The following is a 16,363-nucleotide window of genomic DNA, read 5'->3' as shown; positions in this document are numbered from 1 at the left end:
TGACGAGGTTATTGAGCAGCAGGAGCCAGTGACATATCTCAGCGGCAGATCGGGGAGGTAGCATGAAGGCTGGCAGGCTACGGCATCGAGTTATGTTGCAGCGTTCGGAGAAACACCAGGACACATTGACAGGGGCGATTATCGACTCGTGGGTGGATGTAGCAAAGTTGTGGGCTGAGATTTACCCGCTCTCTGGTAAGGAGTTTGTTTCTGCCCGGGCTGTACAGAGTGAAATAACTGCCAGGATCACTATTCGCTATCGTGCCGATGTGACAAGTAAGCACAGATTTATTTATCGCGGGAAAATCTACAACATCAGCGGCGTCCTTCCAGATCCGGTGAGTGGACTGGAATATATGACGCTGCCATGCTCTGAAGGGGTCAATGATGGCTGACGAGATAGTTATAAATCTGACAGGTCTGGACCCACTTATCGGGAAGATGCGGGCTGTATCTGATGTGACGAGGAATAAGGCTGGCCGCCATGCGTTGAGGCAGGCAGCTAATGTTCTCCGAGACCGCGCACGACGCAGCGCCAGCCGCGTCGACAATCCAATGACCAGAGAGGCAATTTTTAAAAACATCGTGGCCAGTTGGGGGAGCGTCACATTTAAGCGCACTGGCAACCTGGCATTTCGGGTTGGAGTGATGGGTGGCGCCAGACAGTATGCCAAAACAAAGGAGAATGTAAGAAGGGGTCGCGCCGGCAAGACGTACAAAACTGCAGGCGATAATGGTAACCCTGGCGGTGATACCTGGTACTGGCGATTTCTTGAGTTTGGTACGCAGCACGCTGCGGCAAAGCCAATTTTCAGGCCGATTATCAACGGCCCTGACGCGGCTGTAATTAACGTTTTTGCGGCGGAGTTTGAAAGGGCTCTGGACCGCGCCATACAGCGGGCAAGCAGGGGGGCGGCATGATTGCACCCATTTTTTCTGTCTGTTCATCCAACCCTGATGTTATCGCTGTGCTGGGCTCTGACCCTGTACGCCTGTATCCGTTCGGCATGCAGGATGATGAAATAGTGTATCCCTACGCCGTATGGCAGAACATTTCCGGCGGTGCAGAGATGTATCTCGATACCACGCCTGACTATGACAGTTATACCACCCAAATAGATGTTTACGCCGATACCCCGGTTCAGGCGCTTGGCGTCGCCATGGCACTCCGTAACGCAATAGAGACCAGCGCCTACATATCGCGCTGGGGTGCGCAGGGTCGCGACAACGTTACCAAAAAATACCGTTATTCGTTTGACGTTGACTGGATAGTCAAACGCTAAAAACCTTCCATCCGCCGGCGCTGAGCCGGTTTTTTTATATCCGGAGAAAACCTATGTCTGTGTTAACGCAGGGCACCCAGCTTTATGCGCTGATCCGTGGTGTCGTACATGAAATTGAGTGCATCACGTCATTTAACCCGGGAACCAACCCGGCTGACCAGATTGAAGACACCTGCCTGAGTGAGCGTAACAGCCGCACCTATAAGAAGGGGTTGCGCACCCCGGGGCAGGCGACCGTGACTATCAACGCGGATCCTGAAAACGATTCTCACTATTTAATGTGGCAGCTGGCAGAGCTGGACGAGTACCAGGATGAGCTTATTCAGTGGGCGATAGGCTGGTCAGATGGCGTATCAGAGCCGACGATTTCATCTGGAGAGCTGTCGCTGCCTGCAGATCGGACATGGTATACATTCCGCGCCTACGTCAGCGACTTCCCGTTTGATTTTCAGGCTAATGCTGTTGTTTCAACCAGTGCAACCATGCAGCGCAGCGGCCCGGGTATCTGGATCCGCAAAGTGGAAGCCGGAAGCTGATTAACTCAAAACAGGAAAAACAAATGAAATTGACTCTTGATAATCTGAAGGCGGCAGGTGCATTTACAGGGCGACCGGTTGAGAAGGAAATCACCTGGAAGCAGGGTGATGATGAACTGACGGCGACAGTCTTCATCCGGCCACTGGGTTACCATTCAGCGACTTCTGATGTGCTGGCCAGCGCCGGCAAAATTGATGGCATCGCCGGCAGGATAGCGGCGTCCGTCTGTGATGAGGGTGGGCACCCCATCTTTACCCCCGCCGATATCACTGGGGAGGCAGATCCTGAGCGTGGTGCGCTGGATGGCGCGCTTACTGTTGCGCTCCTGGTAGCAATTCAGGAGGTTAATAACCTGGGAAAGACGACGAGGAGCTGACGCCAGAGGAGGAGGTCTGGTGCGAGCTTGTGATGAACGGGATAGGTGGCAGGACAATCGCTGAGGCAATGGAAAACCTGTCCCTGTCTGAATACCGGCTCTGGCTCAAATACCGCCGGCGCTATGGCGGCCTGAACCCAATCGTGAGAACGGAATGGGGTGCCGCGCTGGTGGCTTCTGTCATAGCCAATGTCAATCGTGGGAAAAATACGCCACCGTTTAAACTGGCTGACTTCGCACCCCACATAAAGACAGCACCTATCTCACTGGAAGAGGCTATGCATACGTGGGCGTAGCCCTGCAGCAATTCCCGCCCGGCATGGTCCGGGCTTTTTTATATCCGCAATAAACCTCCGCGCTTCACACGCGCACGTTATAATCCAGGAACCTTACAGAAAGCGATCCTGAGAACTGCCGCTAGTGCCGGCGGGCCTCTTGGGGCGGCTTTTCTGTGTGACAGGTTCGCTTTCTTAAGGTAAATCGCATGAAATATCCAACCGTATCAGTAAACGGCGTTTCCGTTCGCGTTGACGATGAAGGGCGCTACAGCCTGAATGATCTGCACGCTTCGGCAGTGTGCAGCGGTCAGGCCAAAGAGAATCAAGGGCCAAGCCAGTTTCTTCGCTCAAAAAAGGTTAAATATTTTGTTCAGACTTTAGCCAGAATGCAAAAATGCACTCTGGAAAAAAATCAACCGGTTAGGGTTATTAACGGTGGCTTGAATCAAGGCGTCTGGGCTCTGGAGATCGTTGCAATTCGCTATGCTGCGTGGCTTAGCGCTGAATTTGAAATCCGTGTTTATCAAACCTTCCAGTCTCTTGTCCGCCAGGGATTTGATGCCATGGCCCGCTTAAATAAAATTGACCATGTGATAAACGCCGAAACCAGGGAGGTGAGCCAGTGTGCAAGTAGAATGGGTAAATGGGGTGCTGGTGGACGAAAACGCCTGCTCTTGACTGCCCGCGCTCGCGTGGTTGACGAGGTTCAAATGTACCTGCCTGGCTTTGAGGCTTAACTATTGTGGCAAGGATGCCCGCATTGCCATGTAAATTTCTTGTGATAGGATGTTTCCGATTGCAATCAAAGGAAACATGGAATGAAGAAAATTATAGCAGTAGCATTGGGGGCTCTTTTACTAACCGGTTGTACTGTCCGTGTTGCGGATCTTACCGTGGCGAGTACAAAAAATTACAATCTGAATGGCGGCCAGTTCTTTAAAGGCAAGCGCGTAACTGCTGAGGATAGCTATCCCGTGATTATCTTCCCTACAGGAATCCCTAACGTTAAAACAGCAGCAGACCGCGCAATTGAAAAAGATCGCTGCGCGGTTGGTTTGTCTGATGTTGTTGTTACACAGTTAAACCACTCCTTCCTGTTTGGCAAGATTGGATTGCGGGTTGAGGGAAACCTGATTATTGATCGCAGCCTGTCCGGTTGTGAAAATGCAAGTTGATGAATTCAGCCACCTTCTGGTGGCTTTTTTCTGATAGAAAGCCCACGAATGGGCTTTTGTTTTCACATCATACTCTGGCTTTTACGTCTGAAGTATTCGTATCCCTGATGCAGTCGTTGTGTGGCCACAATGATGAAGTCTGCCAGCAATTTTCTGTCTACTCTGGCATCCTGCGCCAGCGCTGACAGGAATTCCTGAGCGTTCATCACATACGCATCATCAGGTATCGGGGTGGCTTTCTGTGTCCCATCACTATCGACAGACATCAGCCAGCGCCTGGGTAGTGCCGGCGGCTCTGCGCTCTGCCGCTGGTTAAAGTAGCAGTCTTCCAGTTTTTCGAAGACCTCCCATGCCTGATCGGTTTCGAGCATTTTGGCGTGGCGGGCGGCGCCGCGTTCTGTCCAGAGAATCAGGCTGCGAGCACGTTTACCAACAGACTCGCTTAAAGATAGTCTGTTCTTAAACGTTTTTAATTCATCTCCTTCCAGCTTAAAGAAGTGTTTTCCAGCAATGAAACGATCACCATTGCGCTTATGGTTTTGCTGGATGCGGATGGTTTCAGTGCCATAAACCTGAGCCAACATATCAGTGGTGATCACAGGAAGGGTGTTATAAGTAACAACTGGCAGGTTTTCTACTGGAGAATGGTTAGTCATGATGACCTCGTTGATTTTTTCGAATAACCACTAACGTAGTGGTGCCGGGAGGTTCGAAACGGCTCAACGAGACCGCGGACTTATTCCCCGTGCGGGTGTTGTATTCGTCGCCCTCCCGACATTGATCGGTGCGTGGTCGCATAGCGCTACCACTGAATAACAGGCATAAAAAATCCAACACTATCGGGGTTGGTTATGACCGCGCTGAGAAGAGGTTTCGACGCCTCGCGTTCATAAATCTACAAGCTACCACCCATAACGTCAAGCCTGATTGGTTTCCAGCATTTTGGCGTGTCGTGCGGCGCCACGTTCTATCCAGAGGATAAGGGGGGCGGGTTTTTGGAGAAACAGGATTTTGTGAGTTACTTAAAGTAACCCGCAAATTTTTCAGCTCCTCACCAACAACTTTGAAAAAGTGTTTACCTTCAACAAAACGCTCAGCGTTACGGGTGTAGTTGACTTTGATATTGTTGCTATAGGTATAGTAAAGCTGTGCAAGTAACTCGGTGGTGATGACTGGTCTCTGATTGTGAGTGACTGGTGAGACTGTTTCTGCTGAGATGGATTTCATGATTTATGTCCTTTCGAATATTTTGATTGACCCTTTTTGAGGGGGACCGGGCGCTCAAAACCGTCGAAAGTCGGCGGGCATATTCCCATTACTGGTATTGTATTAGCCGCACGCCCGGTCATAAACCAAGAAATCTGGACACAAAAAAACCGCATATCTGTCGGGCGCGGTAACCGCTGTTTGTTGAGGTGTTTTGAGCACCAAACTGAATCATATAACTATACCGCTAACTCAGTCAATCGCGGTTGGCTTACAGCATCCTGGTGTGATGAGCAGCGCTACGTTCTGTCCAGAGGATGATCGTGTAGTCAATCAGCAGTAGCTGATCGTTTCCCTGATAACTGCTACTATTTGTAAAAATAGTATGAGGGTGGCGTGGAATGTCTTTAATTAATTGCAAAGAATGCGGTGAAAATATATCTGACAAAGCAAAGTCGTGTCCTAAATGTGGCGCTCCAGTGCATGTCATCAGCATAGACAAGGGGCCATCTATGAGAGCTATGTTATTTGTTATTTTTCTTGGAGTATTAGTGTTTGGTTTTGTTGTTAATAATTTTTCAGATGTACCAGAAGAAGAATTGTACAACACGACCCAGCACTCATCAGAAAATAATGATGGAGTTAATCGTTCTCAGAATGAAAAAGAAACAACAACTAATACTAAAAATACAACAACAATAAAAAAAGAAGTTAAGGTAGTTAACTGGCTTACACATGAAGATGTAGATAGTGTAACCGGAAAAAAGGTATCTTATTTATTGGCTCGCTCTAAAAACTCAGTGAAATTTGATTATCCATATAATGATGAAAATGGTTCATTCTTAACACTTATATTTAGAAAAGGAAGTGAAGGATTTGATGCATATGTTGTAATATCAAAAGGGCAAATAATATGCGGATATCAAGATTGCTCAATAAGGACAAGAGGTGATGATGATAAGGTTAGGGTGTGGCATGCAGTTTCTGAGGCATCAGGAAAATCAAATATGATTTTTTTTAAAAATCCAAAAGGTTTCGAGTCTTATATAAAAAAGAATAAAAATGTTGTGATTGGTGTAACTTTTTATCAGGCTGGTGAACAAGGTTTTAATTTTGATACTTATGATTACCCTCAAAGATTACAAGGTGGCAAAAATTGATTTATTGATTTACACATAGCAAAACTAGTCATAGTTTTTATTATCCAACAAACCACCTATAATCAGGTGGTTTTTTTTGTTTTTGGGGCTTATTATGGCAAATAAATCTCTGGGTGTTCTTACAATTGACGTAATAGCCAAAACGGGGGGCTTTGTTTCCGGCATTGAAAAAGCGGAGCGCGCATCAGCAAAATGGAGGGAGCAAGTAGTTAAGGATGCATCCTCAGCAAGCGCTGGGTTGGCTAAAGTTGCAGGTGTAGCCATTACTGCTGCCACAGCGGCTGGCGCAGCAGGGTTTCATCTTTTGAAATCTACAGCAAAACAGATATCCGAGATAGATAAGTTATCCAGCTCTCTCAAAATATCAACGCAGGACCTTTTATCATGGCAGTATGCAGCTGAGAAGGCTGGATTATATGGTAACAAAATAGCAGATATTTTCCGTGATATAGATGATAAAATTGGCGATGCAGTAATAAATAAATCAGGACAAGCAGTAAAAGCATTAAATGCTCTCGGTCTTTCTGCTGTAAAGTTATCTGAATTAACGCCAGATCAAAAGTTATTAGTTATTGGTGATGCGCTTGGTAAAATAAAAACAAATGCTGAAAAAATCACAATATTAGAAAGTCTTGGCGGTGATCTTTCTAAATTAATTCCACTTTTTGACAATAACAACAAAAAATTAAAGGAGTTTATTAAGCTTTCTAAGGATTATGGGATAGCACCAGACCAAAAATCAATTGATGATTTGCTAAAAATAGACTCACTATTTGAGGAGATTGAGGATAGTGTTAGGGGCCTTAAGATAGAAATAGCTTCAGGTTTAGCCAAGGTAGATCTTTCAGCTATTACAAAATCATTTGAAAATGTAAGAAACATACTCACAGATCCAAATGTATTAAATGGCTTGGTTCAACTTGTTAGTAAAGTTGCAGAACTTGGCGGGTGGATTGTTACTATAGCTTCAAAGGCTGGTGAAATTGCAACTATAACTGGAAATAGAGTGGCTGCAATAAGCGGTAATGTTGATATAACAAATTCCGCAGAAATACAGGAGAGAATTAACTATTTAACAAAAACAATATCAAATTATTCAAAAAATGGCTCTTTATTTGGTAGGTTGTTAGGGATAGATGATACTGAAAAAAGCGCAAGAGATGAACTGACTAGGCTCTATGATGCACTTGCAAAGTTACGAGAAGAGCAAAATAAAAATAATCTTATAAACCTACCTGTCGCTCAGGCAACTGTTGGCAATGGTTATGAGTTGGGTCTTGGGGAGAAAAACGGAAAGCAAAAAATAGACTCAGGAGTGAAGAAACTCCAGAACGCATATAAATCACTTGAACTCAGCTACCTGCGGCAGATTGCTCTTATAGAAACAACTGGCCGCAAAACTGAGGAGGTCACTGAGTTTCAGAAACTCCAGTTTGATATTGCCGACGGCAAACTGGCAGGCGTTAACGAGAAGCAGAAAGTTCGCCTTGAGCAGCTCGCGAAAGAACTTGATCAGTTGAAAAACCTGAGAAAGGAGAATATCGAAAACCTCAAGGTGGCATCCTACGCAGCAGGACTGCAGAACCAGAACCGTAATGACGCCGCGGTGCTTAACTCTGATTTTGTTGGTGCCGGACTGGGGGATAAAGCCCGGGATAGGATGCGTGAGAGGCTGGAGATCGAGCGTGGTTTCCTCAATCAGCAGCATGAGCTACAGCTGCAATACCAGAGCGGTGATATTGAGAAATCACTCTACGATAAACAAACGGCGGTCCTGCAGGAGGCTCTCAACGACCGCCTGAAGATTCAGGAGGAGTATTATCAGCAGGCCGACGAACAGAAGAGCGACTGGGAAAGCGGGTTATCTGATGCCCTGATGAACTTTGCTGACAATGCCTCAGACTATTACCAGCAGGCCGCAGACGCGCTGACATCTGTCATGGACTCTGCAACATCATCGGTATCCAGCAATCTGTATGACCTCGTTACCGGCGCTGAGGATCTTGGAGACGCCTTCAGTAATGCCTTTGCTGATCTGGGTAAGTCGATAATCAGGGTTTTGGCAGATATCGCCGCGCAATGGCTTGTGTATCAGGCGGTGCAATTGCTGGTCGGCAAAACAGCGCAGTCCAGCGCGGCTACCGGGCTGATCGCTAACGCCCAGGCAACATCCTTACAGGCGCAACTTGCGGCGTACGCATCGACAGCAGCCATCCCCATTGTTGGTCCTGGTCTGGCGCCGGCTGCGATGGCTGCAGCGGCAGCGGCAACAATCCCGCTCGCAGCCGGCGTTACCACCGCGGCTTTATCTGGTATGGCTCATGATGGTCTGGATCGCGTGCCGGAAACGGGCACGTGGCTCCTTCAGCAGGGAGAGCGAGTCACTACAGCCCAAACCAGCGCAAAACTGGATGCCACCCTGGATAGGGTTAACCGGGATGCGGTAGGAAACAGGGGAAATATTTACGCTCCCAACATCAACATACCAATTAACGGCAATCCGTCTGATGCAACCATCCAACTGGTGAAAAGGGCTGCTGATGAGGGTGCTGCGAGAGGATACCGCCAGGCGGTTAACTCTATCGCTACAGGTACCGGCGATCTACACAAAGTGCTGATGGCCAAAACTAATGCAGGCAGGAGGATTGGCTAATTGGATATCACGACAAACATCGATTATCCGTCTGATTATCTCCCGTGCCCCCTAAAAGACAGCTTTGGGCTCAAACCAGTTTCACCTCTGAAAACCACCCAAATGTCTACTGGCCGCCGCCGGCAGAGGCGAGCTTATACATTCGTGCCGACGGAAACATCAATTGCCTGGATATTTACTGACGCTCAGGCCCAGGTATTTGATGCGTGGTTTCGTGATGTGCTGAATGATGGCGTGGCGTGGTTCAACATGCCATTGCTGACGCCGCTCGGGGAGAAGGGGTACGTGTGTCGCTTTATGGATATACCGGAGGGGCCGACACCTGAGGGCGGGATGTACTGGCGGTACAGCGCTAAGATCGAATTATTTGAGCGTCCCATTCTTCCCCCGGGATGGGGTTATTACCCTGAACTGATCGCCGGTTCCAGTATTATCGATATTGCACTAAACAGGGAGTGGCCGAAATCATGACGATCCTGAACAGGCTTTATACATCCTCAGGGGCAGAGGCTATTGTTGAGACGCTGCAGATAAATATAGGTGATGAGGTTATCTATCTCAGCAAGGGGTACAGGGATATCACCGCAACAACAGAAAATGGCAATACGGTTACCTTTCCAGCGTATGCCATTGACATCGCTCTGCCAGCCAGAAACAGTGACGGCACGCAGGATCTGAAATTCGCTATCTGCAATATAAATGGCGCTGTATCAACAGCCATTCGCAACGCCGGGGATGCCGGGCACAGCGCATCGCTGATATACCGAAATTACGTATCAACCGATCTGAGCGCGCCAGCCTCACCCCCCTATACTCTGGACATTAAAAGTGGCTACTGGACAGCAACCGAGGCCCAGATAACCGCCGGTTATATGAATGTGCTTGATACAGCCTGGCCACGCTACCGCTATACACTGCCCAACTTTCCCGGACTCAGATACATATAAGAGAAGGATCATTATGTTTGACCCAGATAAATACCGTTCAGTCGTCTGGCTGAAGGGTGGTCGCACTTACCCCGAGCTTGACTGTTTCGGAGTAGTTAACGAAGTGCGCCGCGATCTAGGACTGCCTGAATGGCCTGATTTTGCTGGTGTAACAAAGGACGGTGACGGGCTCAATAGAGAGGCCAGGAAAATGATGTTATCCCTGAATCAATGTGAACCCTGCGAAGGCGCAGGCGTTGCCTGTTATTCTGGGTCTGCCGTCACACATGTTGCTGTTGTGGTCAGTATAGGCAACCAGCTTCATGTCGCAGAGTGTAACCCTAAAAGCAATGTCACATTTCTTCCTCTGGCGCGGTTTAAGCGCCGCTTTGTTAAAGTGGAGTTCTGGCAGTGACAATTCGCATCTATCCATCCAGGTTGCCCGGGCATCCTCTCGAAACCCATGAGCATGGTGACGTAACATTCCATCAATGGATGCTGGCGAATGTTGATGAATACACCATTGATAGAGAGCATCCAATCTCCGTTGAGGTCGATGGTCATATCGTTCCAGCATCTGAATGGGATTTGTGCCAGCTACATGAGCACAGTGATGTTCGCATCTATCCAGTTCCATATGGCGCAGCGGTTTGGGTTGCCATTGCCGTTGCTGCGGCATCAGTCGCGTACGCCATTTATGCTACGCAGGGGATTGATACCGGAAGCAACACCACATCAACAGGAAGAAGTCTCGATCTGAACCCGGCAAAGGCGAATACTGCGAAGTTGGGTGACCCTATTCGCGAGTTATTTGGAAAGAGTCGCATCTATCCTGACTATATTCTGCAGCCCATTACTCGGTTTGACGCTGATGATCCAACGAAGATGACAGTTGAGATGTTTGTCTGTCTCGGGGTGGGAAATTTCTCGTTCTCAGGTGGAGATATTCGCGTTGGTGACACGCCTGGATCATCAATATCGGGATTTTCTTATACAACTTATCCACCGGGTACTGACGTATCAGCCGACAGGCGTAGTGAAAACTGGTTCAGATCTACAGAGGTTGGTGGGACATCATCAGGATCAGGGTTGGATATGGCACAGACAGCACCGGAGTCAGATGACATTATCGCAGACAGCATGACCGTGTCCGGTAACAGCGTATCATTTATTGGGCTGGGTGATGACGATGGCGCGGATAGTGAATTGCCTGACTCATGGGTGGATGGGGCAATTGTCACGCTAATGGCGCCGGTAAATTTCAGTGTTTCCGCATCATCTGGCTACAGTGTCCTCGCCAGTAAAGTGCTGATGGAAATAGCGCCATATGTTGGAATGCCTGTAACGCTAAGTTTTGCTGGCGTTGATTATGATCTGTTCATTGCATCATGGGTTCCTGGTCAGGATGCGGTGCCGGGTGAGGGTGGAAGCCCCGCCATTGTTCAGGGTAATGCCGCTCCAGTTACCTATGACTTCTCTACTGAAAATGAGGTATTTACTGTCACCTGGCAGGGTGTGATCTATACAGTTTCTCTGGTTGCCAACTATGTAAATATGTCAGGCCTGCTGGTGGCCATCTCTGATGGGCTGGCCGGGTCTGGCCTGGTGGCTCAGGATAACGGTGGACTGATCCGCATCACAGAGGAGTCCAGCCCATGGCTGGGGGGTGATATCACATCATCGACATTGCCTGAAACCGTTTTTGGGTCCTCTCCGGTGCATACACCAGGGAGTCAATCAACTGGCGGGAGTCCTGCTGTGGTAGCCAATGCGACCCTTGCATACGGCAGCGCTACTGGAACCGCATTCTCTGGTGTTCCTGAGGGAGTGCAGCGCATGTCGCTTGCTCATCGCGGGAATGAGTATCAGATAATTTCTGTCGACGGAACCACGGCCACTGTGAATCGCCTGGTTGATGGTGCCATAGATGTGTCATGGCCGGGATTTATTAACCGCACCATGATCGACTATTCAGCCACTGGCATCAATGAAAACGACACATGGCTTGGTCCATTCCTCGCGTGTCCATCTGGTGAAAAGATTGACGCGTTTGAGGTTAATTTTTCGTTTCCTAATGGTCTGTGCTGGTTCACCAAAAGCGGCAGCAAAGGGCCGCGTACGGTTTACTGGGAAATTCAGTATCGCGCGTATGGTTCTGGTGGGTCGTGGATCAGCAGGAAGGGCAGTTACCGGCTGCTGAATATTAATGGGTTGGGATTCACTGAGCGGATCACTCTACCAGAACCGTCATTTGTCGAGGTGCGCTGCAGGCGCACTAATGAGCAGGGTGAAAATAACTGTCGAGACAGTATGTATTGGCAGGCATTGAGAGGTCGACTGCTTACCAGGCCTACGTCGTACGCCGGAGTGACGACAATGGGAATCTCGATGGATACCGGGGGAAAACTCGCTGCGCAGTCTGATAAGCGAGTGAATATTGTGGCAACCCGCGTTTACGACACCGGGACGGCCAGAACTATTTCTGCGGCGCTTTATCACGTCGGTAATTCTCTGGGTCTGGCGATGGATATCGAGGCAATCGATGCTATGGAGCAGAACCACTGGACGCCACAGGGTGAATATTTCGACTACGCGACGACAGACAGTGTCTCTGTCCTGGAAATGCTGCAGAAGATAGCCACCGCCGGAAAATCATATTTTCTTCTGTCTGATGGATTGGCAACTGTAGCGAGGGAGGGCGTAAAGCAGTGGACAGGAATAATCAGTCCACAGGAGATGACAGAGGATTTGCAGACGGCTTTTGTAGCGCCATCTGATGATGATTATGATGGCGTTGATGTCACATATATCAATGGAACCACCTGGGCTGAAGAGACCGTGCAGTGCAGGACACCTGGAAATCCAACACCGCTGAAAATTGAGGATTATACGCTGGATGGTGTCCTCGACCAGGATCATGCCTACCAGATAGGTATGCGGCGGTTGATGAAATACCGAGAACAGCGCCTGACATTCACCACCACAACTGAGCTGGATGCATTATGTTACAACGTCGGAGATCGCATCATATTCACTGATGATATCCCGGGCAGTATGACGATTTCATGTCTCGTTACTGGAATTTCAACAGAAGGTGGCGTAACGGTATTTACTGTATCTGAACCCCTTGACTGGACGTATGAAAATCCCCGCGCGTTGGTTCGCTATCAGGATGGATCAGCATCTGGGCTTCTTGTGGCAACCAGGGTGGGTGACTATCAATTTTCAGTGCCATACCTGGATGAGTTCTCCGATATTATTATGAACGATCCTGTAATAGAGCCGCCAAGGCTTATTTTCTGTGATTCATCCCGGGTGGGTTATGACGCCATTATATCTGAAATAGCCCCACAATCTGATGGTACCTGTCAGGTCACAGCAAAGGAATATAGGGAAAGCTTTTACGATTACGACAGATCAACCTATCCAGGTGATGTGGCATAATTTAAACAATTTATAACCCGCTTCGGCGGGTTTTTTAACGGGAGCAATAAAAATGGCACTCATACCTCCATTGGGATCTTCCATTCCTGATGTCTTATTGATTAACGCCACCAATTTAGATAAGGCAATGAATGGGTATGATGATAAATGGGTGGATCGCGGCGGCGAGGAGCGTAGTAGCCTGCGCATGCTTGATAATATTATTACATCTCTTGATACTGCTAATTTTACGTTTGATGATAAATCTAGCGGTATTTCAGCAACTACGGATGGACAGTATTTCAGGGTGCCACAAAATAGTGGCCTGTACTCGTTTATTTATTACAGGAATTCATCTGGGGTTGCAATTGAGGTTGCGTATATTGCTAATGGAAATCTGCTGGCCCCCCTTTATCGAGACTATTATTCATCAGCGTCATACCAGTCTATAAAGAGAATACCACGTGGTCCGCTGAATATTCACTGGGGTGTAACGTCTGGTGGGGAGTGGTTGTTGGCTGTTAACGGTTCAGGTACGCTCATAAGCACCCACAGACACGATAATTATGAATCGGCTTTCGAAAATCTCGGCAATCCTGTGCTGATGGATGCGATTCTGAATACGTCATCCATTCGCATACCGCGGGGACCAAAGCGGGTTGTTTCCGGTCTCGTCGTCGGTGGTTTATACCGCTGGTATCTGGATGATGATGGCAATTACGTCGATGGGATCAGCGATGAGTCTGATTCTGTTTATGCGCCGGGTGTTGTACGTAGTGATGTGGGAACTGGCCAGTCTTTATCACTTGGATCGAGGGGATTTATAAATACCACACCTGGAGGAGCAATTTCTGGGCAAGTGTTCTCTTCAGAACCATCTCGTCATGGTGATTTATGCTTGATGCTTAATGGAGAGGACTCACTTGGAAATAGCATGGGCGTTAGGGTTTTTGTTAATAATGACAATTATACCCCGCCATCCATTGATGACTTTACTGGCGTCCAGCCAATTTACGAGCGATGGGATAATGGTGTTTTAGGAGAAACTATATGGTCTGCGTATACAAATGCATTGATGACATTTTTAAAAAATGATAAAAATGTCAGCTTCCGTTTATTGCCTATTGTTTCCGGTAAGGGTGCCAGTACGTATAATTCACTGAAGCGAGGCACAAATGTTTGGGATGCGATGTTTACCGCAATTGATGCCGCACAATATTTAGTAGAAGAGCGTGGTTGGATATACAGAGTTGGTGATTTGGACACAATGCATGGCGAGGCAGAAATAAATACTACTCAGGCTGAATATGAGGGTTATTGTCGTGAGTGGCTTAGTGACTTCCGCACTGATGCAGTTAGCAGAACAGGACAAACAGCCCGCTCAATTAAAATGACGTTTAGTCAGTGCTCAACTGGTGGAACTGCATCCGAGGGGGTAGCTGCGGCGCAGGTTAATTTACATGAAACGGATACTAATTTTGTTTTATATTGTCCAAAATATCAGTTTCCGTATTATGATTCCCAGCATATGCTTGCGGAGGGATATGTAAAAACTGGTGAATTAAGAGCACGAGCAAAACGATTTATGTTGCAGGGTAAAAAATGGGACTGCCTGCGACCAGTATCAGCTGTATTATCAGGCACCACACTGACAGTTAAATTTAATAACTCTGTGTCAGGAGATGTTAACACAGCAGGACCAATAGGGAATCTTGTCCTTGATACTCTGCGCGGTAAAAACCCTAACGGAAATTATGGATTTTATATTTCTGATACGAGCGTAACGATTTTATCAGTTGCCATCGGAACGGACGGATCGTCTGTTGATATTGCTCTGTCTGCTGCGCCAACTGCTGGCTCTGTCGTTAAATACGCGATCGGAGAAACAGGCGCGGGCGGTGCTGTTCGCGATAGTGATGAGCGCGATAAATCCAGTTTTGACAACGATTTTATATATAATTTTTCAGTCGGAAAATCCCTGATAATCAACCAATGATTAGGAGTTAAATATGGTTACTCGCACAGCTATTGTTCTCGACGACATTCAGGGGCAAGCAGGTACAATTCCTCTGGATATTACACTGGAGGAAATTGCCGTGGCTAATATCCCGGGATTAGTTTACTGGCCGTACATTGATGATGCTTATGGGAGGGTTCCAGGCTCAAACCCTCAGGCGCTTTATGACCGTCTCACAGATGCTAATCTGACAACTATTGCCGCCGCGTCGTTCTCCATTAGTTCGCTGCCGGGAGGGACACCAGCAGTTGTCATTGGCAGTAATGAAACATGCTGGCGCGCAACTACGCCTGCATTTAATGGAGGTGGCACGTTCGCGACAAAAATTACAGACACTATCGGAATATCAAGCAACTCCGCAGCAACAGGATCTACATACTGGATCATGAATGACGGAGGGAGGCTGACATTTAGAGTCGGATTATACACGTTGGCTGCATCAGATTACGACGGGCCGACATTAACTCCCGGAACGGCTGTAGCTGTAATTTTCAGGATCGACACGCTCACAGGAACCGTTACCCTGAGAGTCGGGGATACATACTCTAAAACGTTTCATGACGATGCGATGCGCAATATTTCGCTGCACCCTAATTTTCAGTTCGGTCTGGTGAATAACGAGGGTTCCCTCGCATCACGATTTGGAAATTACGGTCATTTGTTGGCTTTTGATAATGCGATCAGTGATGATTCTATTGATGCAATTCTTGGTATGATGTGAACGCGCCCCGCTTTGTGCGGGGCTAGCTTTGTTATTGGTGGAACCAGTCATCTGCAGATTCCCACGTATCCTGCAGCGTTTCCTCAACGAATTTTTTAGACTGATCTTTATTCGCAGCCCACAGAACCGAGAGCCCGTCATTTGCACCAGGCTTAACAATGACCTCGGTACCTGGATAAACCACACCCAATCGCTTGGTCATTTCTTCCCTTAACGCTTCCATGGCTCCCTTCGGCATCAACTTCACTTTATCCCTTGAAATGCTGATTTCTACACGCATGGATCACCTCTTTTTTGCTGGATGCATATACAGTAATTTAGCATGTGCTGGGGATCATGCATGATTTTTTTAGCGCGCCCGTAGTCGTTTTTCGACAGGGGTTTTACCATAGTTTTACCATAGTTTTACCATGGCAAAATTGCAGACAAGAAAAAACCAGCCGTAAAAGGCTGGTTTCTTTGGAGATTTTTGGTCGGCACGAGAGGATTTGAACCTCCGACCCCTGACACCCCATGACAGTGCGCTACCAGGCTGCGCTACGTGCCGACGCTGTGGACCGTAATACTACCGTTTTCCGTGCTGATTGCAAGAGCCGTCCTGTCTGACT

General features: G+C 47.9%; 18 protein-coding genes, 1 tRNA gene and 1 pseudogene. 16 read left to right on the top strand and 4 right to left on the bottom strand.

Annotated features, from left to right (window positions below; genetic code table 11):
• Nucleotides 1–62 precede the first annotated feature (62 nt).
• From AQ981_RS11425 to AQ981_RS11390, 8 genes are all read left to right on the top strand, one after another.
• Entirely contained in the window at nucleotides 63–395 is a 333-nt protein-coding gene (locus AQ981_RS11425) for a phage head closure protein (protein ID WP_058911878.1), read from the top strand.
• Nucleotides 385–921: an HK97-gp10 family putative phage morphogenesis protein gene (locus tag AQ981_RS11420; protein ID WP_249226304.1), complete on the top strand. Its 537-nt coding sequence runs from the start codon at nucleotides 385–387 to the stop codon at nucleotides 919–921. The genes AQ981_RS11425 and AQ981_RS11420 overlap by 11 nt, the downstream gene beginning before the upstream one ends.
• Nucleotides 918–1,283, top strand: a complete 366-nt coding sequence (gene gp17 / locus AQ981_RS11415; RefSeq protein ID WP_058911876.1) for a tail completion protein gp17 — start codon at nucleotides 918–920, stop codon at nucleotides 1,281–1,283. Before AQ981_RS11420 ends, gp17 begins: the two co-directional genes overlap by 4 nt.
• Nucleotides 1,284–1,336: 53 nt before the next feature.
• A complete protein-coding gene (locus AQ981_RS11410) occupies nucleotides 1,337–1,819 on the top strand; it encodes a phage tail tube protein (protein ID WP_058911875.1) in 483 nt (160 codons plus the stop codon).
• A gap of 23 nt (nucleotides 1,820–1,842) precedes the next feature.
• Nucleotides 1,843–2,196: a phage tail assembly chaperone family protein, TAC gene (locus AQ981_RS11405; RefSeq protein WP_058911874.1), complete on the top strand. Its 354-nt coding sequence runs from the start codon at nucleotides 1,843–1,845 to the stop codon at nucleotides 2,194–2,196.
• Between the two features lie 32 nt (nucleotides 2,197–2,228).
• The gene (locus tag AQ981_RS28520) at nucleotides 2,229–2,492 is read left to right on the top strand and encodes a phage tail assembly protein T (RefSeq protein WP_058911873.1); all 264 of its coding nucleotides are present in this window, start codon (nucleotides 2,229–2,231) and stop codon (nucleotides 2,490–2,492) included.
• 188 nt (nucleotides 2,493–2,680) lie between these two features.
• Entirely contained in the window at nucleotides 2,681–3,211 is a 531-nt protein-coding gene (locus tag AQ981_RS11395) for a KilA-N domain-containing protein (RefSeq protein ID WP_058911872.1), read from the top strand.
• 81 nt (nucleotides 3,212–3,292) lie between these two features.
• Nucleotides 3,293–3,649 carry a putative periplasmic lipoprotein gene (locus AQ981_RS11390; protein WP_058911871.1) on the top strand — a complete coding sequence of 119 codons (357 nt, stop codon included), beginning with the start codon at nucleotides 3,293–3,295 and terminating at the stop codon, nucleotides 3,647–3,649.
• Between the two features lie 62 nt (nucleotides 3,650–3,711).
• On the opposite strand, the gene AQ981_RS26885 is transcribed toward AQ981_RS11390, so the two are convergent.
• Nucleotides 3,712–4,305, bottom strand: coding sequence for an ORF6N domain-containing protein (locus AQ981_RS26885; RefSeq protein ID WP_082683185.1), 594 nt, complete (start codon nucleotides 4,303–4,305; stop codon nucleotides 3,712–3,714).
• 264 nt (nucleotides 4,306–4,569) lie between these two features.
• Nucleotides 4,570–4,876, bottom strand: a pseudogene (locus tag AQ981_RS26015) (ORF6N domain-containing protein); the annotation flags it as partial.
• 380 nt (nucleotides 4,877–5,256) lie between these two features.
• Here AQ981_RS26015 and AQ981_RS27250 point away from each other — a divergent pair.
• The 8 genes from AQ981_RS27250 to AQ981_RS11350 all read left to right on the top strand — a co-directional run bounded on the left by AQ981_RS27250 (nucleotide 5,257) and on the right by AQ981_RS11350 (nucleotide 15,755).
• Nucleotides 5,257–6,015 carry a zinc ribbon domain-containing protein gene (locus tag AQ981_RS27250; protein ID WP_071608877.1) on the top strand — a complete coding sequence of 253 codons (759 nt, stop codon included), beginning with the start codon at nucleotides 5,257–5,259 and terminating at the stop codon, nucleotides 6,013–6,015.
• Between the two features lie 94 nt (nucleotides 6,016–6,109).
• On the top strand, nucleotides 6,110–8,668 hold the full coding sequence (locus AQ981_RS11380; RefSeq protein WP_058911907.1) for a phage tail tape measure protein: 2,559 nt from the start codon (nucleotides 6,110–6,112) through the stop codon (nucleotides 8,666–8,668).
• Nucleotides 8,669–9,139 (top strand): hypothetical protein, encoded by a 471-nt coding sequence (locus tag AQ981_RS11375; protein WP_058911870.1) that lies wholly within the window; start codon nucleotides 8,669–8,671, stop codon nucleotides 9,137–9,139. It abuts the gene before it with no gap.
• Nucleotides 9,136–9,615: a DUF1833 family protein gene (locus AQ981_RS11370; RefSeq protein WP_058911869.1), complete on the top strand. Its 480-nt coding sequence runs from the start codon at nucleotides 9,136–9,138 to the stop codon at nucleotides 9,613–9,615. Before AQ981_RS11375 ends, AQ981_RS11370 begins: the two co-directional genes overlap by 4 nt.
• 13 nt (nucleotides 9,616–9,628) lie before the next feature.
• Nucleotides 9,629–10,009, top strand: coding sequence for a hypothetical protein (locus AQ981_RS11365; protein WP_058911868.1), 381 nt, complete (start codon nucleotides 9,629–9,631; stop codon nucleotides 10,007–10,009).
• Entirely contained in the window at nucleotides 10,006–13,038 is a 3,033-nt protein-coding gene (locus tag AQ981_RS11360; RefSeq protein WP_058911867.1) for a host specificity factor TipJ family phage tail protein, read from the top strand. The genes AQ981_RS11365 and AQ981_RS11360 overlap by 4 nt, the downstream gene beginning before the upstream one ends.
• A gap of 52 nt (nucleotides 13,039–13,090) precedes the next feature.
• Nucleotides 13,091–15,013 (top strand): hypothetical protein, encoded by a 1,923-nt coding sequence (locus AQ981_RS11355; protein ID WP_058911866.1) that lies wholly within the window; start codon nucleotides 13,091–13,093, stop codon nucleotides 15,011–15,013.
• A 13-nt stretch (nucleotides 15,014–15,026) separates the two neighbouring features.
• Nucleotides 15,027–15,755: a hypothetical protein gene (locus AQ981_RS11350; protein ID WP_058911865.1), complete on the top strand. Its 729-nt coding sequence runs from the start codon at nucleotides 15,027–15,029 to the stop codon at nucleotides 15,753–15,755.
• A gap of 31 nt (nucleotides 15,756–15,786) precedes the next feature.
• Here the strand turns inward: AQ981_RS11350 and AQ981_RS11345 are convergent, their stop codons facing one another.
• The gene (locus tag AQ981_RS11345; protein WP_058911864.1) at nucleotides 15,787–16,035 is read right to left on the bottom strand and encodes a DinI-like family protein; all 249 of its coding nucleotides are present in this window, start codon (nucleotides 16,033–16,035) and stop codon (nucleotides 15,787–15,789) included.
• Between the two features lie 190 nt (nucleotides 16,036–16,225).
• Nucleotides 16,226–16,302: transfer RNA gene (locus AQ981_RS11340), tRNA-Pro, on the bottom strand.
• Nucleotides 16,303–16,363: the final 61 nt, after the last annotated feature.

Source organism: Entomohabitans teleogrylli (assembly GCF_001484765.1).
GTDB lineage: Bacteria > Pseudomonadota > Gammaproteobacteria > Enterobacterales > Enterobacteriaceae > Entomohabitans > Entomohabitans teleogrylli.
Note: the sequence above shows the minus strand (reverse complement) of the source record. Positions and strands in the feature narration are given on the sequence as shown.

What these genes read in the sequence shown, in the direction of transcription:
- AQ981_RS11350 (WP_058911865.1), top strand. Translation starts at nt 15,027, where the DNA reads ATGGTTACTCGCACAGCTATTGTTCTCGACGACATTCAGGGGCAAGCA.
- AQ981_RS11425 (WP_058911878.1), top strand. Translation starts at nt 63, where the DNA reads ATGAAGGCTGGCAGGCTACGGCATCGAGTTATGTTGCAGCGTTCGGAG.
- AQ981_RS11390 (WP_058911871.1), top strand. Translation starts at nt 3,293, where the DNA reads ATGAAGAAAATTATAGCAGTAGCATTGGGGGCTCTTTTACTAACCGGT.
- AQ981_RS11410 (WP_058911875.1), top strand. Translation starts at nt 1,337, where the DNA reads ATGTCTGTGTTAACGCAGGGCACCCAGCTTTATGCGCTGATCCGTGGT.
- AQ981_RS26885 (WP_082683185.1), bottom strand. Translation starts at nt 4,305, where the DNA reads ATGACTAACCATTCTCCAGTAGAAAACCTGCCAGTTGTTACTTATAAC.
- AQ981_RS11370 (WP_058911869.1), top strand. Translation starts at nt 9,136, where the DNA reads ATGACGATCCTGAACAGGCTTTATACATCCTCAGGGGCAGAGGCTATT.
- AQ981_RS11395 (WP_058911872.1), top strand. Translation starts at nt 2,681, where the DNA reads ATGAAATATCCAACCGTATCAGTAAACGGCGTTTCCGTTCGCGTTGAC.
- AQ981_RS11365 (WP_058911868.1), top strand. Translation starts at nt 9,629, where the DNA reads ATGTTTGACCCAGATAAATACCGTTCAGTCGTCTGGCTGAAGGGTGGT.
- AQ981_RS11380 (WP_058911907.1), top strand. Translation starts at nt 6,110, where the DNA reads ATGGCAAATAAATCTCTGGGTGTTCTTACAATTGACGTAATAGCCAAA.
- gp17 (WP_058911876.1), top strand. Translation starts at nt 918, where the DNA reads ATGATTGCACCCATTTTTTCTGTCTGTTCATCCAACCCTGATGTTATC.
- AQ981_RS27250 (WP_071608877.1), top strand. Translation starts at nt 5,257, where the DNA reads ATGTCTTTAATTAATTGCAAAGAATGCGGTGAAAATATATCTGACAAA.
- AQ981_RS11420 (WP_249226304.1), top strand. Translation starts at nt 385, where the DNA reads ATGATGGCTGACGAGATAGTTATAAATCTGACAGGTCTGGACCCACTT.
- AQ981_RS11355 (WP_058911866.1), top strand. Translation starts at nt 13,091, where the DNA reads ATGGCACTCATACCTCCATTGGGATCTTCCATTCCTGATGTCTTATTG.
- AQ981_RS11405 (WP_058911874.1), top strand. Translation starts at nt 1,843, where the DNA reads ATGAAATTGACTCTTGATAATCTGAAGGCGGCAGGTGCATTTACAGGG.
- AQ981_RS28520 (WP_058911873.1), top strand. Translation starts at nt 2,229, where the DNA reads ATGAACGGGATAGGTGGCAGGACAATCGCTGAGGCAATGGAAAACCTG.
- AQ981_RS11345 (WP_058911864.1), bottom strand. Translation starts at nt 16,035, where the DNA reads ATGCGTGTAGAAATCAGCATTTCAAGGGATAAAGTGAAGTTGATGCCG.